Origin of the sequence: Exiguobacterium sp. s149 (assembly GCF_018618395.1) — a bacterium.
Taxonomy (GTDB): Bacteria; Bacillota; Bacilli; order Exiguobacteriales; family Exiguobacteriaceae; genus Exiguobacterium; species Exiguobacterium chiriqhucha.
In genome coordinates, this window is the sequence record NZ_JACSLZ010000007.1 from 23,059 (window position 1) to 48,716 (window position 25,658).

Consider the following 25,658-nt stretch of genomic DNA (forward strand, 5'->3'; position numbering starts at 1 on the left):
GAATGCGTACTATTCCTCATCGTAGCTTTTAATCGTATCTGTTAAACAATTGTAGCGACAGAAGATGGTTCCGTCAAGAATACAATGAAAACTCTTGTTGCAGCTCTTTGAATGTCGCCTCGACCGCTGCGAGCGTCAAGTCGATATCTTCGTCCGTATGCACGGTCGAGAGGAACAAGCCTTCGAACTGTGACGGTGGCAAGAACACGCCGCGCGCCGCCATCTTCTGATAGTAAGCGCGGAACAAGTCGAGGTTCGCCGTCTTCGCCTTCTCGAAGTTCGTCACTTTCTCGTTCGTGAAGAAGAATCCGAACATCGATCCGGCCCGGTTCGTGTCGTGCGGGATGTTATACTTCTCGGCCGCTTTCGTATAGCCTTCGGCGAGACGGTCCGCTTTGCGTTCGAACTCGGCATAATGCTCAGGCTTGAGTTGCGACAACGTCGTATAACCGGCAATCATCGCGAGCGGGTTACCCGAGAGCGTCCCAGCCTGATAAATCGGTCCTTGCGGCGCGATTTGTTCCATAATCTCGCGTTTCCCACCGTAGGCACCGACCGGAAGGCCGCCGCCGATGACTTTCCCGAGGCACGTCAAGTCCGGCGTCACGCCGAAGTAGCCTTGGGCACAGTTATAGCCGACCCGGAATCCTGTCATGACCTCGTCAAAGATGAGGAGCGAGCCGTACTGTTCCGTGATTTCGCGGAGTCCTTCGAGGAAGCCAGGTTGCGGTGGCACGAAGCCCATGTTACCAGCCGCCGGTTCGACGATGACACCAGCGATATCGTCGCCAAACTTCTCGAAGGCGATGCGGAGAGCATCCAAATCGTTATATGGCACCGTGAGTGTCTGGCTCGCCAAGTCTTTCGGCACGCCCGGCGAGTCCGGGAGACCGAGCGTCGCGACGCCTGATCCGGCTTTGATGAGAAGCGAGTCGCCGTGACCGTGGTAGCAGCCTTCGAACTTCAAGATTTTCGTCTTGCCCGTGTAACCGCGTGCGAGGCGGAGTGCCGCCATCGTCGCTTCCGTACCCGAGTTGACCATGCGCACCATCTCGATCGATGGGACGCGCTCGATGACGAGCTCGGCCATTTTCGTTTCGAGCTCGGTCGGTGTCCCGAACGTCCAGCCTTTCTCAGCTTGCTCTTGAATCGCCTTCGTGACGACAGGGTCGCGGTGGCCGAGGATGAGTGGTCCCCATGAGAGGACGTAATCGATATATTCGTTGCCATCGATATCGTAGACGTGTGAACCTTCACCGCGTTCAGCGAAGATTGGCGTCATGCCGACTGATTTATAGGCACGGACCGGGCTGTTCACCCCGCCCGGCATGAGCGGACGTGCTTGTTCGAACGCCGCTTCTGAGCGTGTTTGTTTGTAGGTCATCTTTAATCGGCAAGGATACCCCTACTCCAATCGTGTCCCGGGCACAGCCCGACGATTAGTGGGGGGAGGAATTTCCATCATTTTCGGTATGGGACACAATAATGCTAAACATGTGCATGATAACCGTTCCTGAACTCCTACCTTGCCTCCTCCCTTCTATTGGTTAAGTCAATTCATTCTCCGCTAAAAAAACGGGTATCGTTTATATAGCGAAAGGTGGTGAGCACCATGTCTACAATCACTGCAAAAATACAAATCTACATCCAAGACTCTCAAGCCGCTACTCTGAGGGCGACGATGGACGCGTACCGGTCGGCCTGTGACTGGCTGTCGGGACACGTCTTCGAGACGAGGGACCTGAACCAGGCGAGTCTCAACGACTCGCACTATGCCGAGCTCCGGCAACGTTTCGGCCTGAAGAGCCAGATGGCCCAGTCGGTCATGAAGACGGTGATCGCTAGGTACAAGTCGGCGAAGTCGAACGGGCACGCGTGGTCCCTGGTCGAGTTCAAGCGTCTCGAGTACGACCTCGTCTGGAACCGCGACTACTCGCTCACCCGGGACCGGTTCAGCGTGAACACGCTGGACGGCCGGATCAAGGTGGACTATGCGCGCAAGGGCATGAGACGGTACTTCAACGGGACGTGGCGGTTCGGAACGGCCAAACTCGTGCACAAACACGAGAAATGGTTCCTGCACATCCCCGTGACGAAGGCGCTCCCCGAATTCGACGACGCCCGTGTCACCAACGTCGTCGGCGTGGACCTCGGCATCAACTTCCTGGCGGTCACGTACGACAGCCAGGGCGAGACCGCCTTCTACGATGGAAGAACGGTGAAGCACAAGCGAGGCACGTTCAAAGCCACCCGCAAACAGCTGCAACGACGGCAGACCCCATCGGCCCGCAAGCGGCTGAGACAGCTCGGCTCGAGAGAAAACCGTTATGTGACCGATGTGAACCATCAGGTCACGAAGGCACTCGTCGACCGACACCCGAGGGGCACGCTGTTCGTGCTAGAAGATTTGACCGGCATCCGTGCCGCCACAGAGAAGGTGCGCGCAAGAAACCGCTACGTCTCCGTGTCGTGGGCGTTCTACCAGTTCCGTCAGATGCTCGCGTACAAGGCCGCTTTGAACGGGCAAAGGGTGATCGTCGTCGACCCGAGACACACCTCCCAGACCTGCCCGACATGCGGGCACACCGAGAAGGCGAACCGGGACAAGAAGCTGCACCTCTTCCAATGCAAGAACTGCCGGTACCGGTCGAACGACGACCGGGTCGGCGCGATGAACCTGCATCAGAAAGGCATCGAACACATCGGTGCAGGTGCCACGGGAGCATGACTCCCGTGGCAGGGGCGAGGTCGGCCGTCCCGATGTTCCGCCACGCGAAGGTAGGAGGCCGAGCGCCGTCCGCACTACCGGGCAGGAACGAGCGTAACCGCACTCTACGAGGGTAGAGGCGCCGTCGAGTCCTCGACGGACGCAAGCCCCCGCTTCAAACGGACCGTCAGTTCGTTAAGTGGTGGGTTGTTGACGCGTAGTCTCCTTCCAAATAGCGACAGACGTCTTTTGCGAAATACGTGACGATGAGATCCGCACCGGCCCGTTTGAAGCCGACCATCGTCTCCATGACGATGCGCTCTTCATCGACCCAGTCGTTCAAAGCAGCCGCTTTGACCATGGCGTACTCTCCGCTCACGTTATACGCCACGATCGGCATATCGAGCGAGTCGCGCATGTCACGGATGATGTCCATGAACGCGAGCGCCGGTTTGACAATCATGAAGTCGGCGCCTTGCTCGACGTCCGATTGTGATTCCCGGAACGCTTCACGGCGGTTGGCCGGGTCCATCTGATAGCCTTTGCGGTCGCCTTCACCAGGTGCCGATTGCGCTGCGTCACGGAACGGTCCGTAATACGCCGATGCGTACTTGACGCCGTAACTCATGATCGGGATATGGTTGAATCCGTTTTGGTCGAGCCCTTCGCGGATGGCGGCGACGAAGCCGTCCATCATGGAGCTCGGTGCGATGATGTCAGCGCCTGCTTGCGCTTGCGTGATGGCCGTCTGGACGTGAAGCGGTAGCGACGCGTCGTTATCGACGTCACCGTTCTTCACGATGCCGCAGTGGCCTGTCGATGTATATTCGCACAGGCACGTGTCGGCGATGACCGTGAGCTGTGGCGCCCACTCTTTCACTTTACGGATCGCTTCTTGGACGATGCCGTGGTCATGGTACGCTTCCGTGCCTTCCGGGTCTTTATGTTCAGGTACGCCGAACAAGAGCACCGATTGAATACCGAGGTCGACGATCTCGTTGATCTCGTCTTCGAGACGGTCGAGCGAGAAGTTGAAGACGCCCGGCATCGAGCTGACTTCGCGTTTAATGTCTGTCCCTTCGATGATGAAGAGCGGGTAAATCAAATCTTCTTTCCGAACATGGTTTTCACGTACGAGTGCACGCATTGACTTCGATGAACGAAGACGACGATGACGGTCAAACTGGTTCATGAAAAATCCTCCCCTATACACTGTATTAATGCATCCATAGTATAACACTCAGGCACTCGGACCGGTAACGTCGACACTTCCCGGACGGCGCGCTCGGTCACTTCACCGATGGCGTACCACGTCCCGTGGAAATGGTCGAGGTATGGCGTGAGGGCACGGACGGCGGACGGGCTGAGGACGAGGAGCGCCTCGATTCCTTCGAGCGCCTCGACTTCCGTCTCTGTCAGTTCACGGCCGATTGTCTCATAGACGACCCAGTCGTGGACGTTTTCGAGCTTTGCCATATGCGCCGTGTTCGCCAAGTCGCCCCGGGCGAACAAGACGACCTCGTCTGCTTTTACGACAGTCGCAAGGTCACGGAACAACGCCTCGCCTGTAAACGTCTCCGGCATGAGCGCGACCGTGAATCCTACGGTCTCGAGTGCTTGTTTCGTTTTCTCGCCGACGGCCGCGACTTTGACGTCACGCGGGACGTCACTGAGTGCCGGCACCGCTGTCTGGCTCGTCACGACGAGCCAATCGAATTGACTGATCGGCATCTGATTGTGCGTCAATCTCGTCTCGATGAGCGGGACGTGATGAACGGAAAGACCGCTCGCGGTGAGCCGGGCTCGCTGCGAAGCGGTCAGTCGTTTTGTCCCTGTGTACCAGACGTCACGCATTGACCGAGGCGAGAATTTCGCGCCCGCCGCGTCCGAGCAAATCGTCTGCTACGTCTTTCCCGAGTGCGACCGCGTCTGACGACGTCTTCGTCACGCGGAGCACTTCTTTGCCGTCGACCGAGGCGATGAGGCCTGTGAGCGTCACGTCGTCGCCATCGACCGTCGCATAACCGCCGACCGGTACGTGGCAGCTGCCTTCGATTGCCTTGAGGAACGTCCGCTCGGCCGTTGCGGCTTTCGCCGTCACGTCGTCATGGAGCAATTGTAGAATTGCCGTCACTTCAGTGTCGTCCTTCCGGCTTTCGATGGCAAGCACACCTTGTCCGACGGCTGGGACCATCATATCGGCGTCAAGCGCTTCGAAGTCGACGCGGTCCGTCCAACCCATGCGCTCGAGCCCGGCTTTGGCGAGCAAGATGGCGTTGAAGTTTTCTGTCTCGAGTTTTTTGAGGCGCGTGTCGATGTTGCCGCGAATCCATTGAATGTCGAAATCCGGGCGGGCGGCGAGCATTTGAGCACCACGGCGCAGTGAGCTCGTCCCGATGACGGCACCTTCTGGGAGCGTCTCGAGCGTATAGCCGTTCTCGCAGATGAGCACGTCACGGGCGTCGACGCGTTTCGGCATGCAGCTGATATAGAGTTCTTCCGGCAACTCGGCCGGCACGTCTTTCATGCTGTGGACGGCGAAATCGATGTCACCAGCGAGCATCTGTTGCTGAATCTCTTTGACGAACAATCCTTTGCCGCCGACTTTCGATAGTTGCACGTCGACGATTTGATCCCCTTTCGTCACGATCTCTTTGATTTCGAACTCGTTTTGAGCTCCGGCTTTCTTCAATTGGTCGATGACCCATTTCGTCTGTGTCATCGCAAGTTGTGAGCGGCGTGAGCCGACGATAATTTTACGCATGATCGGTTATCCCCTTCATAGAAAAAGGCGACGAGATCCGCCGCCTTTTTTTGTTTTGTATTAGCGCATCAAGGCGCGAAGTGGTGCTTTCGCTGACATCGCTTCGGCTTCTTCCGTTTCCGGTTCGGCGTCAGGGACGTCGACATCCAGACCGAACGTCTCCACGAACTGATTGATGCGTGTGTTCGCATCCGGTTGCGCGGCGGCGTCTTTGATGTAATCAATCGGTTCACGAAGCATCTGGTTGATGATTGACTTCATATGCTTACCGATGACTTTTTTATCGCGGTCCGACAGATGATCGAGCTTACGCTCGAGGCTTTCCATCGTCTCTTCTTGAATGTTGAGCGCACGGGCGCGCAATTCATTCATGATCGGCACGACACCGAGCGTGATGAGCCACGTTTGGAACTCTTGAATCGCCTCATCGATTTTGATTTCAATCTTTTCGGCTTCGATGAGACGGGCCGCCAAGTTTTTATTGACGATGCCGTTCAAGTCATCCACATCGAACAAGTGGACGCCCGGAAGCGCCCGGACCGCTGGATCGATATCTCGCGGCACGGCAATGTCGATTAATAACAGTGGACGTTCCCGGCGGAGCAATTGAGCTGCGGCGACGTCATCATAGGCGATGACCGCTTCTTTCGCACCGGTCGAGCTGATTAAAATATCGGCGTCAAGCAAGCCGCAAGCAATCTCACGGATTGAGTGGGCCCGGCCTTTGAACTTGTCGGCGACCGCTTTCGCTTTGCTCTCGGTCCGGTTAAAGACGGCAATCTGTTTCGCACCGGCTTCGAACAAGTTGAGCGTCGTCAACTCGCCTGTCTCACCCGCGCCGACGACGACGACTTGTTTGTCATCGAGCGACGAATACATTTCTTGGGCGAGCGTGACTGCTGCCGCGCTGACCGATACCGACATTTCCCCAATTTGCGTGTCAGTATGGGCACGTTTGGCGAGCGTCACGGCTTCTTTGAACAGTTTGTTGAATACCGTTCCCGTCGTCCCGTTCTCTTGGGCGCGGAAGAAGCTCGATTTCACTTGTCCTAAAATCTGTGTTTCCCCAATGATCATCGAATCGAGTCCAGACGTGACGCGGAACAAGTGGCGAATCGCCTCTTCTCCTTCACGAATCGATAAATAAGGGGTGAATTGGTCCATCTCTAAATCAAACCAGTTCGCTAAAAACCGTTTTGTATAATAACGACCCGTATGGAGCTGGTCTGTGACGACATATAGCTCTGTTCGGTTACAAGTCGACAAAATAACCGATTCAAATATGCTTTTCTCTTCGCGAAGTGCAATCATCGCATCCACGATTTCTTGCTCCCCAAACGAGAACTGCTCCCGAATCGCGACAGGGGCTGTCTTGTTATTTAGTCCAACGACGACAATATGCATGTACCTCTTCCCCTCATCCAAAATCCACCGACGGTTGTCTTTTCTTTTTCAATCTCTACCGTACATTATAACAGTTCTTATCTGGTAACTATAATCTTCTGTTCGATTTTTGTGAAATAATTTAAGAACTTTTTGTGACAAAAAAAGTAGAAACGGACATAGAGACCATTTCTACTTGATTCCTCATTTTAGAGAGGATGGATCGGTGATGATTGTACTCTCTTGGGTCTTTTCTTCTTCCTCCGCTTCGAGGTAATGTTTCCGTTCTCTCAGCTTGTAAATGCGGACGATATTTTGAACGACGACTTTCGCCACCGCATAGAATGGGACCGCGATGAGCATCCCGATAATCCCGGCCAAGTTCCCGGCGACGAGCAAGACGATGATAATCGTCAGCGGGTGCACCTTGAGCGACTTGCCTTGGATGAGCGGCGAGATGACGTTCGATTCGATCTGTTGGACGATGATGATGACGACGATGACCCATAGTACTTTAATCGGGTCTTGGATGAAGGCGACGACGACAGCCGGTGCCGCACCGAGGAACGGGCCGACGTACGGGATGATGTTCGTCACCATCATGAAGAGCGCGAGTAGGATGGCATAGTCGAGTCCGATAATCCATAATCCGATGAGCGACGTGATCCCGACGAAGAACGCCACAATCAACTGGGCATGGACGTAGTTTTTAACCGTCGTATGCATATCATGTAAGATGTTGCGTGTCTCACGCTCATAGCTCGACGGCAACAACTTCACAATCGAGTCCGGAAGACGTTTCCCGTCAAGTAACATATACAAAAGCATGAACGGAATGACGACGATTGTGATGACGGCCGACGTGATGAAGCCGACAAGACGACCGACCGATGACGCGACATTCCCGAAGACGTCTCCGAGATACGACGTCACGTTGTTCGTGAAGTCGGTGAACATATCGTCATTCTCGGCGATGAAGCGTGACAAAAACTCATTTTGCATGAGCGAGTCACGGACGGCGAACGCCTGTACCTGTAATTCCTTCGCAATGCTCGGCATCGCGTTAACGAGTGAAGTCATCTGCTCCGCGAGCACCGGGCCGAGAATGCTGAAGACGAGCGTGAACACGAGGACGAGTCCTCCAAGCGTGATGCCGACAGCGAGCGGCCGCTTGCCACCCATCCGTTTCTCTAAGAAATCGACAATCCCGACTAAGAAATAATAAAAAAGTCCGGCAATGATGAGCGGTACCGTGACGAGCGCCAAAATGACTTGGACTGGTTGGAATACGAAAGAAATTTCCGTCCCGACCCAGATGACCAAGAAAATTGTCAGCGTCCAAAATAAAAAGCGGTACCATTTGTTCTGAAACATGATTTGCATCTTTCCACCTCATTAACTATTCTCTTGTCCATATGTAATTAGAACAATTATACGATACTTACCCGGTCTCGTAACCCTGAAAACAAAAAAGACGAGGGGTTGCCCTCGTCTTCGGTCAATCTTCTTCGCGTGTGAGTAAATCGTAAATCGCTTTCCATGCCTCGTCTTTTCCTTCTGCCGTCTCCGCCGAGAACGCAACGAATCGGTCCGACGGGTCAAACTGAAGCTTTCGTTTGACGGCCGCTTCATGTTTTTGACGCTGCGCCTTCTTGATTTTATCGAGTTTCGTGGCCACGACGATGACCGGAATCTCGTAATGCTTCAAGAAGTTGTACATCGTCACATCGTCGCTTGACGGCTCATGACGGATATCGACCAACAAGACGACGCCGCGAAGCGCGCTCTGTGACGTCAAATATTGCTCCATCATGATGCCCCACTTCTCCCGCTCCGTCTTCGAAACTTTCGCGTAGCCGTAGCCCGGGACGTCGACGAACATGATTTCATCGTTGATGTTGAAGAAGTTCAGCGTCTGCGTCTTCCCTGGCTTCGAAGACGTCCGCGCGAGTGCTTTGCGCTGACAAATCTTGTTGATGAACGATGACTTCCCGACGTTCGAACGTCCGGCGAGTGCGACTTCCGGCAACTCGTGAATCGGGTAATGGTCAGGTGCGACGGCACTCGTGACAAATTCTGCTTTAGTGATTTTCATTATTTAATTTCCTCCAAATGCTACTTCTAATACTTGATCAAGCGTCGTGACCGGGACGAACGTCAGTTTCTCACGGACGGTGTCTTGAATGTCATCGATGTCACGCTCATTGTCTTTCGGAATGACGATGGTCGTCAAGCCGGCTCGGTGTGCGGCGAGCGCTTTCTCTTTCAATCCACCGATCGGCAGAACGCGGCCGCGGAGCGTAATTTCCCCGGTCATACCGATGTCACGGCGGACTTTCTTCCCGGTCAACGCCGAGATGAGCGCCGTCGCAATCGTAATCCCCGCCGACGGACCGTCTTTCGGGACGGCACCTTCCGGCACGTGGATATGCACGTCTTGGCGCTCGTAGAACGTCGGGTCAATCCCGAACCGTTCCGCGTTTGAACGGACGTAGCTATACGCCGTCTGCGCCGACTCTTGCATGACGTCACCGAGTTTCCCCGTCAACTGGAGCTTGCCTTTACCAGGTGCGAGCGCGACTTCAATCGTGAGCGTGTCGCCCCCGAACGCAGTGTAGGCGAGTCCGGTGACAGCACCGATCGAGTCTTCCGTCTCCCCTTTGCCGTAGCGGTACTTCGGTTTCCCGAGGTAGTCGCCGAGGCTCTTCAATGAGACGGTGACGCGTTTCTTCTCGCCGATGGCGATTTGCTTCGCCGCTTTCCGGCAAAGCGAACCGATGACCCGTTCCAAGTTCCGGACACCGGCCTCACGCGTGTAACGGCGAACGACTTCGTAAAGTGCGTCCTCTTTAATCGTGAGCTGGCTCTTCTTCAAGCCGTGCTCTTTATACTGTTTCGGTACCAAGTGACGCTTAGCGATCTCGACTTTCTCGAGTTCCGTGTAGCCACCGATTTGGATGAGTTCCATCCGGTCAAGGAGCGGTGCCGGAATTTGCGAGACGTCGTTCGCCGTCGCGATGAAGAGCACGTTTGATAAGTCGAACGGTTCCTCGATATAGTGATCCGAGAACGAGACGTTCTGTTCCGGGTCGAGCACTTCGAGCATCGCCGACGCTGGGTCGCCCCGGAAATCGGACGCCATCTTATCGATCTCGTCGAGCAAGAACACCGGGTTTTTGCTCTCGGCCTGCTTCAAGCCACGGATGATGCGGCCTGGCATCGCCCCGATATACGTACGACGGTGCCCCCGAATCTCAGCCTCGTCACGTACCCCACCGAGCGAGACACGGACGAAGTGACGTTCGAGCGCCGACGCGATCGAGCGGGCGAGTGACGTCTTCCCGACCCCTGGAGGTCCGGCTAGACAAAGAATCGGCCCACGAAGCGAATTCGTCAATTGACGGACGGCCAAGTACTCGAGGATTCGGTCTTTCACCGACTCGAGCCCGTAGTGGTCGTCATCCAACACATCGGCCGCATGTTTGACGTCGAGTTTATCTTCCGTCTCGATGCCCCACGGCAGCGAGGCAATCCAGTCGAGATAGTTACGGATGACGGCATACTCGGGTGACGTCGCCGGGACGACGTTCAACCGCTCGGCTTCGCGCATAACGTTCTTCCGTGTCGTCTCAGGCAAATCGAGCGCCTCGAGTTTCTCTCGGAGACGGTTCGGTTCAGACTCTTGCGACTGGTCGCCGAGCTCTTGCTGAATCGTCTTCATCTGTTCGCGCAAATAATACTCTTTCTGTGCCTGTTCAATCGTCTTCTTCGTCCGTTCGCGCAACTCTTGCTCGAGCTCGATGATCTCGACCTCGTGCGTCATAATCTCGAGCAGCTCTAAGCCGCGTTTGACGGCGTCCGGTTCTTCGAGCATCGCTTGGCGGATATCGACGTCGACGTCGAGCTTCGACGCGATATAGTCGGTCAACGACTCGAGCCGTTCATACATCTCGAAACGACGACGCTCGTCCGGTGACAATCCTTTGATGGACCCGACGAGTTTGCCGAACTGTTCTTTCAATAAGCGCACGAGTGCCGTCCGCTCGACTTCTTCCCCTTCGACGAGTTCAAGTGGCTCGACGTCTGCGAACCAGCCTTCCTTCGTTTCTTCGATCGAGTTGATTTTGACGCGTTCTTTCCCGACCAAGCGGACCCGGACCGTCTCGTTCGACAGCTCGCTCATCTTGGCGATATGGACTCGCGTCCCAATCGCGTACAAGTCTTCCGGTTCGGGTGATTCTTTCCCCGTCTCTTTTTGTGTCACAACAATCAAATCTGTCTCGTGTTCCTTTGCGGCAAGGAGTGCTCGTAGGGAGAGCGGACGCCCCACGTCAATTGTCACTCCGATGAGCGGATACACCACGACTCCACGCAAAGGAAGGATTGGTAATTGTTCCATTACAACGCCTCCTGTGCAAAAAGGCCCAAAACTCGGATGTGCCGAGTGTTTGAGCCTTTTTCGTTCAAAATTATGCTGTCTCTTTATTGTCGCCTGTCTGTTCGACAGTACCATCGCGAAGGACGTATTTCGGACCGGCAAGACCCGTAATCGTTTCATCCGTGATGATGACTTTCTCGATATCGTCGCGCGATGGAACAGTGAACATCACATCGAGCATCATTTCTTCGATAATCGAGCGGAGACCGCGTGCGCCTGTCTTACGTTTGATCGCAAGTTTGGCGATTTCAACCAACGCCTCGTCTGTGAACGAGAGTTCGACATCGTCGAGTTCGAGCATTTTCTCGTACTGACGAACGAGGGCGTTCTTCGGCTTCGTCAAGATCTCGACGAGTGCTTCTTCGTCAAGCGTCGTGAGCGTCGCCATGACCGGTAAACGACCGATGAATTCCGGAATCAATCCGAACTTCTGAAGGTCTTCCGGAAGCGCGCGGGCGAGCAAGTCTTCTTGCGTCAACTCGCGGTTTTCTTGGTCGTTCCCAAATCCGATGACTTTCTTCCCGATGCGGCGTTTGACGACCGCTTCGATGCCAGCGAACGCGCCGCCGACGATGAACAAGATGTTCGTCGTATCGATTTGGATGAACTCTTGATGCGGATGCTTACGTCCACCTTGCGGCGGCACGCTTGCGACCGTTCCTTCCAAGATTTTAAGAAGTGCCTGCTGAACGCCTTCACCCGATACGTCACGCGTGATTGATGGGTTTTCCGACTTACGGGCAATCTTATCGATTTCATCGATGTAGATAATCCCTTTCTCAGCCTTCTCGACATCATAGTCAGCCGATTGAATCAACTTGAGCAAGATGTTCTCGACGTCTTCCCCGACGTAACCGGCTTCCGTCAAGCTCGTCGCGTCCGCGATTGCGAATGGGACGTTCAAGACGCGAGCCATCGTCTGAGCGAGAAGCGTCTTACCGCTACCAGTTGGTCCAATCATGACGATGTTCGACTTCGAAAGTTCGACATCATCAGAACGGCCACCGGCGTTGATACGTTTATAGTGGTTATAGACAGCTACTGAAAGCGCACGTTTGGCGCGGTCTTGACCAATGACATAATCGTCTAGGATGTTACGAATCTCTTGTGGTTTTGGAATGTCTTTAAATTCGACTTCTTCCTCCACACCGAGCTCTTCCTCAACGATTTCATTGCAAAGTTCGATACATTCATCACAAATGTATACGCCAGGACCGGCGACTAATTTACGGACTTGTTCTTGCGATTTTCCGCAAAACGAGCACTTGAGTTGCCCCTTTTCCTCGTTAAATTTGAACATTCGGTACACCCCTTCTAAATGAAAATGGATGTAAGTGCGATAAATCGCCTATTTGTATTCCCAGGTGCGCATGCACCGTGAAAAGACATTTACATCTCTGCGTTGCAATAATTGTAGCATGAACAAATCACTTCATCAAAGATAAACACATGCAAAGTGTCGTGACGAAAAAAAGGACGACTGCTAGGCAGCCGTCCTTCTGTCATCCGATTACTTCGCTTTCCCGTTTTCAACGAGAACGTCGATCGCTTTGCGGAATTTGAGATCACCTTTAAGTGTCTCGATTCCGCCTTGTGGAGCGAGCATCGTGCGGAGTTGATCCGGTGCGATGTTGTAAAGTTTAGACATTTCTTCGAGTTCTTTCTCAGCATCTTCGTCAGACACTTCGATCGCTTCTTTCTCAGCGATTGCTTTCAAGACGAGACGAGCTTTAACGCGCTCTTCAGCTTGCTCTTTCATCTCTTCGCGCATCGCTTCTTCAGTCGTTCCAGTAAGCTGGAAGTACATGTCGAGGTCGATTCCTTGTGAAGAAACACGTGTGCCGAACTCTTGAACCATGCGATCTACTTCTTGGTCAACGAGTACTGCAGGTACGTCGATTGTTGCGTTAGCTGTTGCTTGCTCGACCAGTTGGTCGCGCATTGTGCCTTCCGCTTCTTGTTTCTTCGCAGTTTCTAAACGCTCACGGATTTTCGCTTTCAACTCGTCGAGTGATGAAACTGACTCGTCGATGTCTTTTGCGAACTCGTCGTCGAGCTCAGGAACTTGCTTCGCTTTGACTTCGTGAAGTTTGACTTTGAATGTCGCTGGTTTACCCGCCAAGTTGTCAGCGTGGTACTCTTCAGGGAATGTTACTTCAACGTCTTTTTCTTCGCCAGCCGTCAAGCCGACCATTTGCTCTTCGAATCCAGGGATGAATTGGCCTGAACCGATTTCGAGCGTGTAGTTTTCAGCCGTGCCGCCTTCGAATTGCTCTCCGTCAGCGAAACCTGCGAAATCAAAGACAGCTGTATCGCCGTTTTCGATTGCGCCTTCTTTAACAGCAAGCTCTGCGCCTTGCTGTTGAAGCGCGTCAAGTTCAGCTGCAACTTCTTCGTCAGTGACTGTTGTTTCCACAGCTTCGTACTCGAGACCTTTGTATTCGCCAAGCTCAGCTTCTGGCTCAACGACGAACGTTACTTTGAAAGTTACAGGTTTGCCTTTTTCGAGCGTGCCGTCTACATCGATGTTTTCGAGAGCGATTGGTTCGAAACCAGCTTCTTCGACCGCACCTTGAACTGTGTCACGGTAGAGGATATCGAGCGCATCTTGATAGAGTGCTTCTTCTCCGTACATTTTGTTGAACATTGGGCGTGGCAATTTCCCTTTACGGAAGCCAGGCACGTTCAAAGTTTTGACGACATCTTTGAATGCGGCGTCGACTGCTTTATCAAAAGCTTCTGCAGGTGCTTCGTACGTGAGTACGCCTTGGCTACCTGATGTTTTTTCCCATTTTGCTGTCATGCTAAGTCCCTCCAACAATTCGTTTATACGTACAAGAATGTACAACAATCCGTATTATAGCATAAATCCGGCGACTGCACACAAGGATTTAGTCTAGAAACGCCTCGGTGAAACGCATGTCCGCCTCGAGGATTTCCGCTGCTAGGCCATCAGTTTCCTCGTGTTGCAAGATGGCCGTTTTCGCCTGTCCGAGCGCCGCCTCCACGTCAGACGCTTCTCGCGGTGTGAACGGGTAGTGCGTGTACATGTAATTCATAAGCAGTTGTGTCGCAATCTCGTCACCGTACACGACCCGCTGCAATTGATTGGTCATCGCTTCCCACGCTTGCGTATGCACGGTCGCCTCGTCTTGCGTCAATCGGTGCCGTGTCCCGAGATCGGTCCATTCGATGACCGGCAACTCGTCGAACGCTTTTTGAAGCACGATCAACTTCATCAATTTTGGGCGGTCGGCGACGAGAAGTTCTTTCAAGACGTTGTCGAGGACGTCGTCGATGTTGAAATGGACGTGTTCGAGCGTCTCGATTTGTTCACCGATTCCGCCACGATTCAGGATCCGCTTCACTTTGGCGATTGCCGCCGGGAACTCGGTCAACTTCAACACTTGCAACACTTGATGCGCTTGCGTGTTGACGTGATCGGTCTTCTCTTGCCATTCGAGATAGCGATTGATCCAATGGGCCGCCTCGAACGGTTGGTCACGCATGATGTAATACTGGGCGATTTGAAGCCCGCCGGCTGCAGGTTCTTCTGCGACCGTCATCTGAGTCGTGACGAGTTCTTCGAGTTTCTCAAGCGTCTCCGGTTCTTCCGGTCGTTCCATCAGACATTGGAATAGTTCCATGAAAACAAAGGGATCACCGGGCACTGCCTCATACCAATCCCACAGAATCGGTTCGACCCGTTGCCGTTCTCCGGCCGTGTCCGCCTCTTGAATCATCTTCTGAAGCCGCGACCAGTTCCCAGGAAACGGGTACGCTTTCTCTTTTGCCATCTCTCCACACCCTTTCCATTCATCTCCATCTTCCGTTAGGAATCGATTCGTTGTCAATCAATACCCCGAAAAACGAAAAAAGAGACAACCTCCGTGGAGGCTATCTCTATTTTAAATGGAAGTGTCCCAAGAGGGATTCGAACCCCCGACCGACGCCTTAGCTTACCACCATGGCTTTCGCCACCAACGTGTGTTGTTTGTAGTCTGGACTATATCTTCACCATTTCAGGTGCGACACGTGTAGTCTCTACGGAACCTCACGAGCAAACTGCTCCTTCAATGGCTCTACCTCTAAAGAATGACCTTTAGTCCTTCGAACCATCTTGTCCCCGAAAGGAAATAAGTTTCCTCGGTATTACCATCAGCATAATCTGTTAAGGCTTCACCGATATAGTGTCGTCCACTCTATAGGTTTCTGTTTCCCTATAAAGGCTCCTATTTGTCTTGAAGGGCGTTGCTCTATCCAGCTGAGCTATTGGGACATTGACAAGAAAACTATAATAGAAAAATGGTTTGCTGTCAATTCCTTCTTTTCATTCCGTCACAGCTTTCCGCTCACATCGAGATCCTCGACGGCTGAACCATCCTCAGACCGATAAAAGCGGACGTTAGCCTGTCCGTTCTCGAGATCCATCAGTACATACGTCTTGTCACTCCGCCCGCGCGGCATCCGAATCGAACCCGGGTTCACATAGAGCACCCCGTCCTCAATCAACGCCCCGGCGACGTGCGAGTGGCCGAACAAGACGACGTTCGCCCCGACCTCTTCGGCCCGGTAACGCAACCGGTTCAAGTCGTACTTCACGTCGTGATGATGGCCATGGACGATGAGAATCGTGCCTTCGGCCGTCTCCTCGATTCGCTCGAGCGGCAAGTCGCCACCGAAATCGCAATTGCCGCGCACCGTGTGATACGGGAGCAGATGCTCGTCGACGAGCGCGAGTTGCGAGTCGCCACAATGATACGCATCGTCGATTTCTTGTTCGTGCCGATTGAAGATGATCGATAGTTCTTCGGTCAATCCGTGACTGTCACTGACTACGAGAAAACGCATACGGGTCACCCTTTCATGAACGGAATGATTTCTGCCTCTAACTTTCGTAGTGCTTGACCGCGGTGACTGACCGCCGCCTTTTCGTCGCGTTCGAGTTCGGCTGCCGTTTTATGGAGCGACGGGACGATGAAGAGCGGGTCATAACCGAAACCGTTCTCCCCGTGCGGTGCGTAGCCGATCGTCCCTTCGATCGTACCGCGTACCGTCAACGTCTCTCCCGTTGGTTTGGCCAGGCAGAGGGCACAGATAAAGCGTGCCGTCCGGTCCGTCGCGCCGTTCAACTTTTCGAGCAAGAGCGCGTTGTTCGCCTCGTCCGATTTTTTCGGTCCGGCGAAGCGGGCCGAATGGACACCCGGTGCCCCGTCGAGCGCGTCGACTTCAAGCCCCGAATCGTCGGCGAGGACGGCATGGCCGAAGTAGCGCGCCGCCTCCGTCGCCTTCAGTTCGGCGTTCGCTTCGAACGTCGTGCCCGTCTCGTCCGTCTCCGGTGCGTCCGGATAATCGAGCAATGATTCGACCTCGAAGCCGAGCGGCGTCAACATCGCCTCCAACTCTTTCACTTTTCCTGCGTTATGTGTCGCAATAATCAACTTCATGTTGTCTCCTCCAATTGTTCCCCGACATACCACCATGAGGCGCCGAGTGCGTCTTCGGCCGCTTTGAACAGGGTCTCGATTCCGCTTTGGGCCATCTGGAGCATCTCGTTCATCTCGAGCAACGTGAACGTTGCTTCTTCCCCCGTCCCTTGTACTTCGACGAAGCGTCCGCTCGCCGTCATGACGACGTTCATGTCGACCTCGGCCGCGGCGTCTTCTTCGTAGTTCAAGTCAAGGAGCAATTCGTCGGTCCGTCCGACCGAGATAGCCGCGACGCCTTCTTTAATCGGCGTGTCATCGAGCTTGCCTTGACGGATGAGCGCGTCGACCGCGAGGACGAGGGCACAGAAACCGCCAGTGATCGAGGCCGTGCGCGTGCCCCCGTCCGCTTGGATGACGTCACAGTCAATCCAAATCGTCCGTTCGCCGAGCCGTTCCAAATCGACGACCGAACGGAGCGAGCGGGAAATGAGACGCTGAATCTCCATCGTCCGGCCCGACTGTTTGCCGCGGACCGATTCACGTACGGTGCGGTTGCCGGTCGCGCGCGGAAGCATGGAATACTCGGCGTTGATCCAGCCTTGCTTCTTGCCGCGCAAAAAGTTCGGGACGCGTTCTTCGACCGTCGCCGTACAGATAACTTTCGTGTCCCCGATCGAGATGAGGACCGATCCTTCCGCATGCTTGTTCACATGAGGAACGATTTCGACGGGCCGGAGCTCGTCCTGGTTTCGTTCGTTACGCATCGACACCGGACACCTCTACTTTCTCCGCTCTCACGGGCTGACCGAGCCACTCTGTCGCGAGCCGGTCAAAGATGACGACGTCCCCCGTCGCATAAAACTGGTGCGCCGGGACCGTGTCGAGGTCGTTCTCGAGCTCTTTGAAATCAAGGATGGCCGCCACTTCGAGCGCCGTCTCGTCACCTGACGAAATCAAATGGACGTCCGGTCCGACGACGTCTTGAATGACCGGAGCGAGCAACGGATAGTGCGTGCAGCCGAGGATGAGCGTATCCATCTCGGAAGATTGGAGCGGCCGAATCGTCTCGGCGACGATCGTACGGACGCGTTCCCCGTCGAGTTCGCCGGCTTCGACGAGCGGGACGAACGGCGGACAGGCGAGCGAATACACATCAATCTCGCCGGCCACGTGCCGGAGTGCCGTCTCGTAGGAGTTGCTCTCAATCGTCATCTTCGTACCGATGACGCCGATATGTTTATTGCGCGTCCCTTTGACGGCCGCGCGGGCTCCCGGGTCGATGACACCGATGACCGGGATGTTGAGGCGTTTGCGCGCTTCTTTCAAGACGACCGCTGTCGCCGTGTTACAGGCGATGACGATCATCTTCACGTTCTTGCTTAATAGGAACTCGATCAGTTCCCACGTATAGGCTTCAATCTCATCGTGCGGGCGCGGGCCATACGGGCACCGTTCCGTGTCGCCGATATAGATAATTTCTTCTTTCGGTAGTTGGCGCATCAGTTCTTTGACCACCGTCAAGCCGCCAACTCCTGAATCGAGTACTCCAATCGCTCGTTTCATGATCATCACTTCCATTCCCATCTATCTTACCAAAAAAGCCGATTCTGAAAAAGAAACGGTCTCGTGACAAACAAAAAAGACGAGGTAGCCGATTGGCCGCCTCGTCCGTCGCTCAATTACTGAGCAAGACCTTCGCTTGTGAGCATGTCAGAAAGCGTGTTAACCGCTTCTTCTGCATCGTCACCAGCTGCAGTGATTTTGATTGTAGAATCTTTTGCGATTCCGAGTGAAAGAACACCCATGATCGACTTGAGGTTTACTGTTTTACCGTTGTACTCAAGGTTGATATCTGATTGGAACTTAGAAGCTGTGTTAACCAACTGTGTAGCTGGACGAGCGTGAATTCCTGAATCTGCAACGACTGTGAACGTTTTTTCCATGACGTGATAGTCTCCCTTCAAATTTCAATTCTACAGGCGGACCTGCAAAATAATTGTTTGTGAACTCATTATCAAATGATAGCGGATTCGCAAAAATTCTGCAAGCGGTTTTTATATTCTGGAGTCCATTCGGTCGGACGACCCGATTTCGACAAGTGCACGAGGCTCGTGCGCCCCGCGAACATGAGCTGTTCTCCGTCATATGCCCCGTAATGAATATCACATGAAGTGTTTCCGACCGTCAAGACATTGGCATACACCTTGATCGATTGGCGCGGCATCACCTGGCGGACATAGTCGCACTGGGCATCCGCGACGACGACGAACCCATCTTTCAACGAGAACCCTGTCGCTTCAAGCAACTCAATTCGCGCATCCTCGAAATAGATGAACGGAATCGTGTTATTCATGTGGCCGTACGGGTCGCACTCCGAAAATCGGACTTTGACGTCTAGCGCGACCCCTGCTCTGACACGTGTTTCCCAATCGGCTTCCCGGAAGTACTTCGTCATCCGTAACCCTTACGCCTCGACCGCAGAACCGGTGCGGCCTTTGTCGCTACCGAAGAACGATTTGAACGAGTGAAGCGTCGTCTGACGGTTCATCGCAGCGATTGACGTCGTGAGCGGAATGCCTTTCGGACAAACTTCGACACAGTTTTGTGCGTTTCCGCACTGTGCGAGGCCACCGTCTTCCATAAGCGCTTCCAAACGGTCTTCCGCGTGGAAGGCGCCAGTTGGATGCGAGTTGAAGAGACGGACTTGCGAGATGGCAGCCGGTCCGATGAAGTTCGATTTGTCGTTGACGTTCGGGCATGCCTCAAGGCAGACACCGCACGTCATACATTTCGATAGTTCATACGCCCATTGACGCTTGTTCTCTGGCATCCGTGGTCCTGGTCCGAGGTCGTACGTTCCATCGATTGGGACCCACGCCTTCACTTTTTTCAACGCGTCGAACATGCGTTGACGGTCGACTTGAAGGTCACGGACGACCGGGAACGTCTTCATCGGTGACAGATGGATTGGCTGCTCGAGTTTATCGACGAGTGCCGTACACGATTGGCGCGGCTTGCCGTTGATGATCATCGAACAGGCGCCACACACTTCCTCGAGACAGTTCATGTCCCAGTTGATTGGTGTCGTCTTATCCCCATTCGCGTTGACCGGGTTTCGGCGGATTTCCATCAGTGCCGAGATGACGTTCATATTCGGACGGTACGGGACGGTAAACTCTTCCGTATAGGTCGGTTGATCCGGCCCGTCCTGGCGTTCAATGATAAAACGAATGTCTTTTTGATCTGCTTGCATCGGCGTCGTCATTTCGTCTTCGCCCCTTTCTTCGAGTAATCCCGTTTACGTGGCGGGATTAACGAAACGTCGATCTCTTCAAACGAGATATCGACTTCCCCATTGTCGTAACGTGCCATCGTCGTCTTCATGAAGCGCTCGTCATCACGTTCCGGGAAGTCCGGTTTGTAATGAGCTCCACGGCTCTCGTCGCGTTTCAAGGCGCCAAGTGTGATGACGCGTGCGAGGTCAAGCATGTGGTCGAGCTGTCGGATGAACGATGCCCCTTGGTTGCTCCAGCGGGCCGTATCGGTCGCGGAGATGTTGTTATAGCGTTCACGAAGTTCACGGAGTTTGAGGTCCGTCGCTTCGAGTTTATCGTTGTAACGAACGACCGTGACGTTGTCGGTCATGAGTTCGCCGAGCTCACGGTGGATTTGATACGCGTTTTCCGTACCGTCCATCGCGAGGATGTCGTTGAACCGCTCGATTTCTTCACGTTCGTTGAAGTTGAAGAGTGCTTCTGGCACGCTCTCTGTCGCTTGGTCGAGACCGCGCATGTAATGAACGGCCGCAGGACCGGCTTCCATCCCGCCGTATACGGCCGAGAGGAGCGAGTTGGCACCGAGACGGTTGGCACCGTGCATCGAGTAATCGCACTCACCGGCAGCGAATAGCCCTGGGATGTTCGTCATCTGGTCGTAATCAACCCAAAGTCCGCCCATCGAATAGTGAACGGCCGGGAAAATCTTCATCGGGACTTTCCGCGGGTCGTCGCCGACGAACTTCTCGTAAATCTCGAGGATACCGCCGAGTTTGATGTCGAGCTCTTTCGAGTCTTTATGCGACAAGTCGAGGTACACCATGTTCTCGCCGTTGACGCCGAGCTTCTGGTTGACACAGACGTCGAAGATCTCACGCGTCGCGATATCACGCGGCACGAGGTTTCCGTAGGCCGGATACTTTTCTTCAAGGAAGTACCATGGCTTGCCGTCTTTATACGTCCATACACGTCCGCCTTCACCACGTGCTGACTCACTCATGAGACGAAGCTTATCGTCCCCTGGGATCGCCGTCGGGTGGATTTGGATGAACTCGCCGTTCGCGTAGACCGCGCCTTGACGGTAAACCGCTCCAGCCGCTTGTCCGGTGTTGATGACCGAGTTCGTCGATTTACCGAAGATGACGCCTGGGCCGCCTGTCGCAAGAATGACCGCATCCGATGGGAACGCTTTAATTTCCATCGAGCGTAAATCCTGACAGACCGCACCACGGCAGACGCCTGATTCGTCGATGATGGCCCGGAGGAACTCCCAGCCTTCATACTTCTCGACGAGCCCTTGCGCCTCATAGCGACGGACCTGCTCGTCTAGCGCGTAAAGTAGCTGTTGCCCTGTCGTCGCACCGGCGTAAGCCGTGCGGTGATGGAGCGTGCCGCCGAAACGTCGGAAGTCGAGAAGACCTTCTGGCGTCCGGTTGAACATGACGCCCATCCGGTCGAACATGTGGATGATTTTCGGTGCCGCTTCCGCCATCTTTTGGACTGGCGGTTGGTTGGCGAGGAAGTCGCCCCCATAGACCGTATCATCAAAGTGTTGCCAAGGAGAATCCCCTTCCCCTTTCGTGTTGACGGCACCGTTGATGCCGCCTTGTGCACAAACTGAATGTGAACGCTTGACCGGTACAAGCGAGAATAGTTTTACCGGAACACCCATCTCAGCCGACTTGATTGTCGCCATGAGTCCAGCTAGACCGCCACCGATGACGATCAAACTTTGATTTGCCATGAACTTTTCCCCCTATTACAAGATGCCAGCGAACGTCAAGATTGAACGGATGCCGACAAAAGATAGTGCCAAGAAGACCGCGCCTGAGACGTAGCTCATGAAGCGCTGTGAACGAGGCGACTGTGTGATCCCCCACGTGATGGCAAACGACCAGAGACCGTTCGCGAAGTGGAACGTAGCCGAGAGGATCCCGACTATGTAGAAGATAAGCATGAGCGGATTGTCGACGATGTTTTGCATCATCTCCGCATTCACTTCAACGCCACGTAACTTCGCCAAGCGCGTTTCCCAAACGTGCCAAGCGATGAAGATGACGAGGAAGACGCCCGTGAAGCGTTGGAGCATGTACATCCAGTTACGGGCGTATGAGTAACGGTTCGTGTTAATCGAACCGAGAAACGCATAATACACGCCATACACGCCGTGGAAAATCATCGGCAAAGCGATGATGGTGACTTCAAGGAAGTACAAGTACGGTAAGCTCTCCATGAATTTTGCTGCCTTGTTAAACGACTCCACCCCATCGACGATATAGTAGTTGACCGACAAGTGGACGATCAAAAACAGGCCGATTGGGATGACCCCAAGTAGCGAATGGACTTTACGACTGAAATAGTCACGCTGCGAAGCCATTCTAGTTCCCCCTTTGTACGAGCCCTTGGCTCGTTTTGTAAATAAAAGCGTTTTCAAATGTAAATATAGCTTTCTGTCTCCTATTCTACTCTTGTGAATTTTGTATGACAAGACAACCTGACCGATTTGTGACACATTCTTTTGCAAAATACCCGGTGACCAAAAGCCGATTCGTCGTTATAATGGTATAGAGAGATTGGAGTGATGGAAGAAGATGGAAACGATGAGCCAACCCACTTTCGCGATCGAACTGTTGCGCGATTATGTGTTGACGGATTTGCTTGGGGACGATTACGCCCAAGTCATCTATTGGTCGGGTAAACGGGTCGCACGCAAGTTCCCGGTCATGCCCAATGAGGAACTGAGCGCCTTCTTTAGTGAGGCCGGCTGGGGAGATTTGACGCTGTTGAAAGAAAAAGGAAATAAATTCTTGTTCGAGCTCACGCCCCCACCCGCGACCCAAGAAAAGGCAACTGGCTACTTCCAGCTCGAGGCTGGTTTTTTAGCCGAACAGATTGCGGGTCGTTTCCAATGTGTCGCCGAAGGCTACGCCGACGTGACGCGCAAGGCCGTCCACATCACCGTCCAACTAGACCGAAAAGATACGTACGAATGAAAAAGAGCTGATGCGAATTTTGATCGCATCGGCTCTTTTTGTTTGCTTTAGTATTCCGACTCATTCATACCTTCATACGGGAAGAGGCGCTCATTGGCGAAGATATAAAAGTCGATGAGTTCCGACCTTGAGAACGTACTGTCTTCACCCGCATACGCCGCTGCCGCTTTTTGAATGACATGCAGGAGATCAGTCGGAATCGATTGTCGCTTCGCCCACTCGAGCACTTCTCGTTTGGCGAGCACACGTCTATCCGTCTCGTAGGCCATCACCCGCACGAGGTTCAATACGCTGTACACGGGATGGTTATCAAGCGAGCTCAGGCAATCCAATGCGTCGTCCTTGATTGCTTCTCGGTAATGTCCATCCTCAAACCCGACCAACAACTCATGCATCGGAGTCCCGAACAAGACACAGCCCCGCTCCATGATGATTTTAAGATGGGCGGCCACATCCGGATCCGTCATACCTTGTTGCTCACGGAGCAACTCGTCGATTGTCGCTTCCTCCAACCGCGAGCGCCACTGCTCACTATAATGAAACTCGAACGGACTCGGATGGACCCATTCTTGTAACGCTCGTTCCGTCATCACGGTCAACTCGAGCGGATAAGGCTGCGCCGATGTCGCCAGGCACAGTCGCATCAAACCGATCCGCTCCTCGTCCGACAGGTCTCGGTCGCTCACGAACAGTAAATCGACGTCACTCTGTCTCGGATGAAAGCCTCCCATCGTCACAGATCCGTGCACGTACGCATGTTGAATCGCGTCGGTCACGTCCGCAAGGTCACGCACGAACTGTTCAATAAAAGGGGATGTCTCGTCTGGAAAATCGGCTAACGCGTCTCGGTTCATTCATCGGTCTCCTCATGGACGTATTGGATTACGGTCTCGGCCAACTTCTCCGGCAGACCCGCTTCTTTCAACTGTTCGAGCGAGGCGAGACGGATCTGCTTCATCGACCCGAAATGACGGATCAACTGCTGACGCCGCTTCGGTCCGACGCCCGGTATATCGTCGAGCACCGACTTCGTCATCTTCTTCGTCCGCAGGCTGCGGTGGAACGTGATGGCGAAGCGGTGGACCTCGTCTTGCATACGTTGGAGCAAGTAGAACGCGCTCGAACGTGAGTTCAATTCGACGACCCCGCCGCCTTCCCCGAACAAGAGCTGGCTCGTCCGGTGACGGTCATCTTTCTTCAACGAGCCGACGGGCAAGTCGAGCCCGAACTCGTTTTGTAGCACGTCGAGGGCGGCGTTCAATTGCCCGATGCCCCCGTCAATCAACAGCAGGTCCGGCAGACGTTTCTCTTCCGTCAACAGACGGCGGAACCGACGGCGCACGACCTCTCGCATCGTCTCATAGTCGTCCGGTCCTTGGACGGTACGAATCTTGTACTTGCGATATTCCTTCTTGAGCGGCTTGCCATCCTCGAAGACGACGAGCGCCGAGACGGCGTCCGCCCCTTGGATGTTGGCGTTGTCGATGATGTCGACGCGCGACAAGTTCGGGATACCAATCGCCTCACCGAGTTCACGCATCGCGAGGAGCGTCCGCTCTTCGTCGCGGGCGAGCAACTCGAACTTCTCGTTCAAGGCGATGCCTGCATTTTTCGTCGCCAGGTCGAGCAACTGTCGCTTCGCCCCCCGTTTCGGCTGCATCACTTTCGTGCCGATCGCCTCGTTCAACAGCTCGATGCGGACGATCTCGGGAACGAGCACTTCCTTCGGCAATACGTTCTGCTCGTAGAACTGGACGATGAAACTCTCGAGCTCCTCGGACGGTTCCCCATGGAGCGGGAACAGGGACACGTCGCGCTCGATCATCTTGCCGCCTCGCATATAGAACACTTGGACGCACATCCAGCCGCGGTCGAGTGTGTAGCCAAAGACGTCGCGTGCTGTCGGGTCGGCCGTGATCATGTTCTGTTTGTTCATAATCGATTCGACGGCCCGGATTTGGTCACGGAGCTCGGCCGCGCGTTCGAACTGCATGTCTTCGGCAGCCTGTCCCATGTCGACTTGAAGTTTGGCGAGCGTCTCGCTCGTCTCCCCGTTCAAGAAGCGTCGAATCTCTTGGACGATCTCTTTTTGCTCGTCCGTGTCGATGGCAAGCTCACACGGTCCGAGGCACTGGCCGATGTGGTAATACAGACAGAGCTTGCGCGGCATCGGTTGGCATTTCCGGAGCGGATACAACTTGTCGAGCAACCGCTTCGTCTCGTTGGCGGCATAGGCGTTCGGATACGGGCCGAAATAGAAGCCGCCGTCCCGCTTCAGCTTCCGCGTCGTGAGCAACCGCGGGTACGGCTCGTTCGTGATTTTGATGTACGGGTACGACTTGTCGTCTTTGAGACGGATGTTGTATTTCGGGTCGTGCTTTTTGATGAGCGTCATCTCGAGCAGGAGCGCCTCGAGCTCGCTCGCCGTGACGATATATTCGAAATCGCGAATCTCGGCCACAAGGCGCATCGTCTTGATGTCGTGCGCCCCGGTGAAATACGACCGGACCCGGTTCTTCAGATTTTTCGCTTTCCCAACGTAAATGATTTCCCCGTACTCGTTCTTATGCAAGTAACAGCCGGGCTCGTCCGGGAGGAGCGCCAATTTATGTTTAATGTGGTCAGAATGACTCAAATTCAATCACCTCAGTTTAGGTTCCTTCCAGACG

24 protein-coding genes and 1 other annotated feature (1 of these 25 running past the window's edge) are annotated in these 25,658 nt (G+C 54.2%); of the genes, 2 read left to right on the forward strand and 22 right to left on the reverse strand.

Annotation, left to right across the window (positions count from 1 at the left end; translation table 11 throughout):
* Positions 1-32 (reverse strand) — a binding site (T-box leader) (it extends 188 nt beyond the left edge of the window).
* 41 nt (positions 33-73) lie between these two features.
* Positions 74-1,384, reverse strand: a complete 1,311-nt coding sequence (gene hemL, locus KNP81_RS10740; protein WP_214719944.1) for a glutamate-1-semialdehyde 2,1-aminomutase — start codon at positions 1,382-1,384, stop codon at positions 74-76.
* Positions 1,385-1,612: 228 nt separating this feature from the next.
* On the opposite strand from hemL, the gene KNP81_RS10745 reads away from it, so the two are divergent.
* Complete coding sequence (locus tag KNP81_RS10745; protein ID WP_214719945.1) at positions 1,613-2,728, forward strand: RNA-guided endonuclease InsQ/TnpB family protein; 1,116 nt, start codon at positions 1,613-1,615, stop codon at positions 2,726-2,728.
* A 166-nt stretch (positions 2,729-2,894) separates the two neighbouring features.
* Here KNP81_RS10745 and hemB read toward each other — a convergent pair whose 3' ends face one another.
* The 19 genes from hemB to KNP81_RS10840 form a co-directional block, all read right to left on the reverse strand.
* The gene (gene hemB / locus KNP81_RS10750; protein WP_214713953.1) at positions 2,895-3,899 is read right to left on the reverse strand and encodes a porphobilinogen synthase; all 1,005 of its coding nucleotides are present in this window, start codon (positions 3,897-3,899) and stop codon (positions 2,895-2,897) included.
* The gene (locus tag KNP81_RS10755; protein WP_214719946.1) at positions 3,896-4,561 is read right to left on the reverse strand and encodes a uroporphyrinogen-III synthase; all 666 of its coding nucleotides are present in this window, start codon (positions 4,559-4,561) and stop codon (positions 3,896-3,898) included. The genes hemB and KNP81_RS10755 overlap by 4 nt, the downstream gene beginning before the upstream one ends.
* Positions 4,554-5,471, reverse strand: coding sequence for a hydroxymethylbilane synthase (gene hemC / locus KNP81_RS10760; protein ID WP_214719947.1), 918 nt, complete (start codon positions 5,469-5,471; stop codon positions 4,554-4,556). Before hemC ends, KNP81_RS10755 begins: the two co-directional genes overlap by 8 nt.
* Before the next feature lie 60 nt (positions 5,472-5,531).
* On the reverse strand, positions 5,532-6,875 hold the full coding sequence (gene hemA / locus KNP81_RS10765; protein ID WP_021066849.1) for a glutamyl-tRNA reductase: 1,344 nt from the start codon (positions 6,873-6,875) through the stop codon (positions 5,532-5,534).
* A gap of 183 nt (positions 6,876-7,058) precedes the next feature.
* A complete protein-coding gene (locus KNP81_RS10770; protein WP_214719948.1) occupies positions 7,059-8,237 on the reverse strand; it encodes an AI-2E family transporter in 1,179 nt (392 codons plus the stop codon).
* A 115-nt stretch (positions 8,238-8,352) separates the two neighbouring features.
* Entirely contained in the window at positions 8,353-8,949 is a 597-nt protein-coding gene (yihA, locus tag KNP81_RS10775) for a ribosome biogenesis GTP-binding protein YihA/YsxC (protein WP_214719949.1), read from the reverse strand.
* A 3-nt stretch (positions 8,950-8,952) separates the two neighbouring features.
* The gene (gene lon, locus KNP81_RS10780) at positions 8,953-11,253 is read right to left on the reverse strand and encodes an endopeptidase La (protein WP_021066846.1); all 2,301 of its coding nucleotides are present in this window, start codon (positions 11,251-11,253) and stop codon (positions 8,953-8,955) included.
* Between the two features lie 70 nt (positions 11,254-11,323).
* Complete coding sequence (gene clpX / locus KNP81_RS10785) at positions 11,324-12,592, reverse strand: ATP-dependent protease ATP-binding subunit ClpX (protein WP_021066845.1); 1,269 nt, start codon at positions 12,590-12,592, stop codon at positions 11,324-11,326.
* Between the two features lie 210 nt (positions 12,593-12,802).
* Complete coding sequence (gene tig, locus KNP81_RS10790; protein ID WP_021066844.1) at positions 12,803-14,095, reverse strand: trigger factor; 1,293 nt, start codon at positions 14,093-14,095, stop codon at positions 12,803-12,805.
* Between the two features lie 88 nt (positions 14,096-14,183).
* Positions 14,184-15,089, reverse strand: a complete 906-nt coding sequence (locus KNP81_RS10795) for a hypothetical protein (RefSeq protein ID WP_214719950.1) — start codon at positions 15,087-15,089, stop codon at positions 14,184-14,186.
* A gap of 541 nt (positions 15,090-15,630) precedes the next feature.
* Positions 15,631-16,143, reverse strand: coding sequence for a metallophosphoesterase family protein (locus tag KNP81_RS10800; protein WP_214719951.1), 513 nt, complete (start codon positions 16,141-16,143; stop codon positions 15,631-15,633).
* Positions 16,144-16,148: 5 nt separating this feature from the next.
* Positions 16,149-16,739 carry an XTP/dITP diphosphatase gene (locus tag KNP81_RS10805; protein WP_214719952.1) on the reverse strand — a complete coding sequence of 197 codons (591 nt, stop codon included), beginning with the start codon at positions 16,737-16,739 and terminating at the stop codon, positions 16,149-16,151.
* A complete protein-coding gene (rph, locus tag KNP81_RS10810; protein WP_214719953.1) occupies positions 16,736-17,485 on the reverse strand; it encodes a ribonuclease PH in 750 nt (249 codons plus the stop codon). Before rph ends, KNP81_RS10805 begins: the two co-directional genes overlap by 4 nt.
* On the reverse strand, positions 17,478-18,284 hold the full coding sequence (gene racE, locus KNP81_RS10815; RefSeq protein ID WP_285222555.1) for a glutamate racemase: 807 nt from the start codon (positions 18,282-18,284) through the stop codon (positions 17,478-17,480). The genes rph and racE overlap by 8 nt, the downstream gene beginning before the upstream one ends.
* A gap of 116 nt (positions 18,285-18,400) precedes the next feature.
* On the reverse strand, positions 18,401-18,664 hold the full coding sequence (locus KNP81_RS10820) for a phosphocarrier protein HPr (RefSeq protein WP_021066838.1): 264 nt from the start codon (positions 18,662-18,664) through the stop codon (positions 18,401-18,403).
* A 71-nt stretch (positions 18,665-18,735) separates the two neighbouring features.
* Positions 18,736-19,176 carry an acyl-CoA thioesterase gene (locus KNP81_RS10825; protein WP_029595860.1) on the reverse strand — a complete coding sequence of 147 codons (441 nt, stop codon included), beginning with the start codon at positions 19,174-19,176 and terminating at the stop codon, positions 18,736-18,738.
* A 9-nt stretch (positions 19,177-19,185) separates the two neighbouring features.
* Positions 19,186-19,986, reverse strand: coding sequence for a succinate dehydrogenase iron-sulfur subunit (sdhB, locus tag KNP81_RS10830; RefSeq protein ID WP_214719954.1), 801 nt, complete (start codon positions 19,984-19,986; stop codon positions 19,186-19,188).
* Entirely contained in the window at positions 19,983-21,740 is a 1,758-nt protein-coding gene (sdhA, locus tag KNP81_RS10835; protein ID WP_214719955.1) for a succinate dehydrogenase flavoprotein subunit, read from the reverse strand. Before sdhA ends, sdhB begins: the two co-directional genes overlap by 4 nt.
* A 15-nt stretch (positions 21,741-21,755) precedes the next feature.
* Positions 21,756-22,373 (reverse strand): succinate dehydrogenase cytochrome b558 subunit, encoded by a 618-nt coding sequence (locus tag KNP81_RS10840; RefSeq protein ID WP_021066834.1) that lies wholly within the window; start codon positions 22,371-22,373, stop codon positions 21,756-21,758.
* A 223-nt stretch (positions 22,374-22,596) separates the two neighbouring features.
* Between KNP81_RS10840 and KNP81_RS10845 the strand changes: the two genes are divergently transcribed.
* Entirely contained in the window at positions 22,597-22,989 is a 393-nt protein-coding gene (locus KNP81_RS10845) for a YslB family protein (RefSeq protein WP_235045180.1), read from the forward strand.
* 47 nt (positions 22,990-23,036) lie between these two features.
* On the opposite strand, the gene KNP81_RS10850 is transcribed toward KNP81_RS10845, so the two are convergent.
* On the reverse strand, positions 23,037-23,843 hold the full coding sequence (locus tag KNP81_RS10850) for an aminoglycoside adenylyltransferase domain-containing protein (protein WP_214719956.1): 807 nt from the start codon (positions 23,841-23,843) through the stop codon (positions 23,037-23,039).
* Entirely contained in the window at positions 23,840-25,624 is a 1,785-nt protein-coding gene (gene uvrC, locus KNP81_RS10855) for an excinuclease ABC subunit UvrC (protein WP_214719957.1), read from the reverse strand. The genes KNP81_RS10850 and uvrC overlap by 4 nt, the downstream gene beginning before the upstream one ends.
* Positions 25,625-25,658: the final 34 nt, after the last annotated feature.

Excerpts from the sequence above, each read along its gene's own strand:
- KNP81_RS10745 (WP_214719945.1), top strand. The coding sequence starts at position 1,613 with ATGTCTACAATCACTGCAAAAATACAAATCTACATCCAAGACTCTCAA.
- clpX (WP_021066845.1), bottom strand. The coding sequence starts at position 12,592 with ATGTTCAAATTTAACGAGGAAAAGGGGCAACTCAAGTGCTCGTTTTGC.
- KNP81_RS10820 (WP_021066838.1), bottom strand. The coding sequence starts at position 18,664 with ATGGAAAAAACGTTCACAGTCGTTGCAGATTCAGGAATTCACGCTCGT.
- KNP81_RS10850 (WP_214719956.1), bottom strand. The coding sequence starts at position 23,843 with ATGAACCGAGACGCGTTAGCCGATTTTCCAGACGAGACATCCCCTTTT.
- KNP81_RS10825 (WP_029595860.1), bottom strand. The coding sequence starts at position 19,176 with ATGACGAAGTACTTCCGGGAAGCCGATTGGGAAACACGTGTCAGAGCA.
- KNP81_RS10795 (WP_214719950.1), bottom strand. The coding sequence starts at position 15,089 with ATGGCAAAAGAGAAAGCGTACCCGTTTCCTGGGAACTGGTCGCGGCTT.
- sdhB (WP_214719954.1), bottom strand. The coding sequence starts at position 19,986 with ATGACGACGCCGATGCAAGCAGATCAAAAAGACATTCGTTTTATCATT.
- hemC (WP_214719947.1), bottom strand. The coding sequence starts at position 5,471 with ATGCGTAAAATTATCGTCGGCTCACGCCGCTCACAACTTGCGATGACA.
- KNP81_RS10770 (WP_214719948.1), bottom strand. The coding sequence starts at position 8,237 with ATGCAAATCATGTTTCAGAACAAATGGTACCGCTTTTTATTTTGGACG.
- KNP81_RS10845 (WP_235045180.1), top strand. The coding sequence starts at position 22,597 with ATGAGCCAACCCACTTTCGCGATCGAACTGTTGCGCGATTATGTGTTG.
- racE (WP_285222555.1), bottom strand. The coding sequence starts at position 18,284 with ATGAAACGAGCGATTGGAGTACTCGATTCAGGAGTTGGCGGCTTGACG.
- KNP81_RS10800 (WP_214719951.1), bottom strand. The coding sequence starts at position 16,143 with ATGCGTTTTCTCGTAGTCAGTGACAGTCACGGATTGACCGAAGAACTA.
- KNP81_RS10840 (WP_021066834.1), bottom strand. The coding sequence starts at position 22,373 with ATGGCTTCGCAGCGTGACTATTTCAGTCGTAAAGTCCATTCGCTACTT.
- hemB (WP_214713953.1), bottom strand. The coding sequence starts at position 3,899 with ATGAACCAGTTTGACCGTCATCGTCGTCTTCGTTCATCGAAGTCAATG.
- tig (WP_021066844.1), bottom strand. The coding sequence starts at position 14,095 with ATGACAGCAAAATGGGAAAAAACATCAGGTAGCCAAGGCGTACTCACG.
- lon (WP_021066846.1), bottom strand. The coding sequence starts at position 11,253 with ATGGAACAATTACCAATCCTTCCTTTGCGTGGAGTCGTGGTGTATCCG.
- KNP81_RS10755 (WP_214719946.1), bottom strand. The coding sequence starts at position 4,561 with ATGCGTGACGTCTGGTACACAGGGACAAAACGACTGACCGCTTCGCAG.
- hemL (WP_214719944.1), bottom strand. The coding sequence starts at position 1,384 with ATGACCTACAAACAAACACGCTCAGAAGCGGCGTTCGAACAAGCACGT.
- sdhA (WP_214719955.1), bottom strand. The coding sequence starts at position 21,740 with ATGGCAAATCAAAGTTTGATCGTCATCGGTGGCGGTCTAGCTGGACTC.
- KNP81_RS10805 (WP_214719952.1), bottom strand. The coding sequence starts at position 16,739 with ATGAAGTTGATTATTGCGACACATAACGCAGGAAAAGTGAAAGAGTTG.
- rph (WP_214719953.1), bottom strand. The coding sequence starts at position 17,485 with ATGCGTAACGAACGAAACCAGGACGAGCTCCGGCCCGTCGAAATCGTT.
- yihA (WP_214719949.1), bottom strand. The coding sequence starts at position 8,949 with ATGAAAATCACTAAAGCAGAATTTGTCACGAGTGCCGTCGCACCTGAC.
- hemA (WP_021066849.1), bottom strand. The coding sequence starts at position 6,875 with ATGCATATTGTCGTCGTTGGACTAAATAACAAGACAGCCCCTGTCGCG.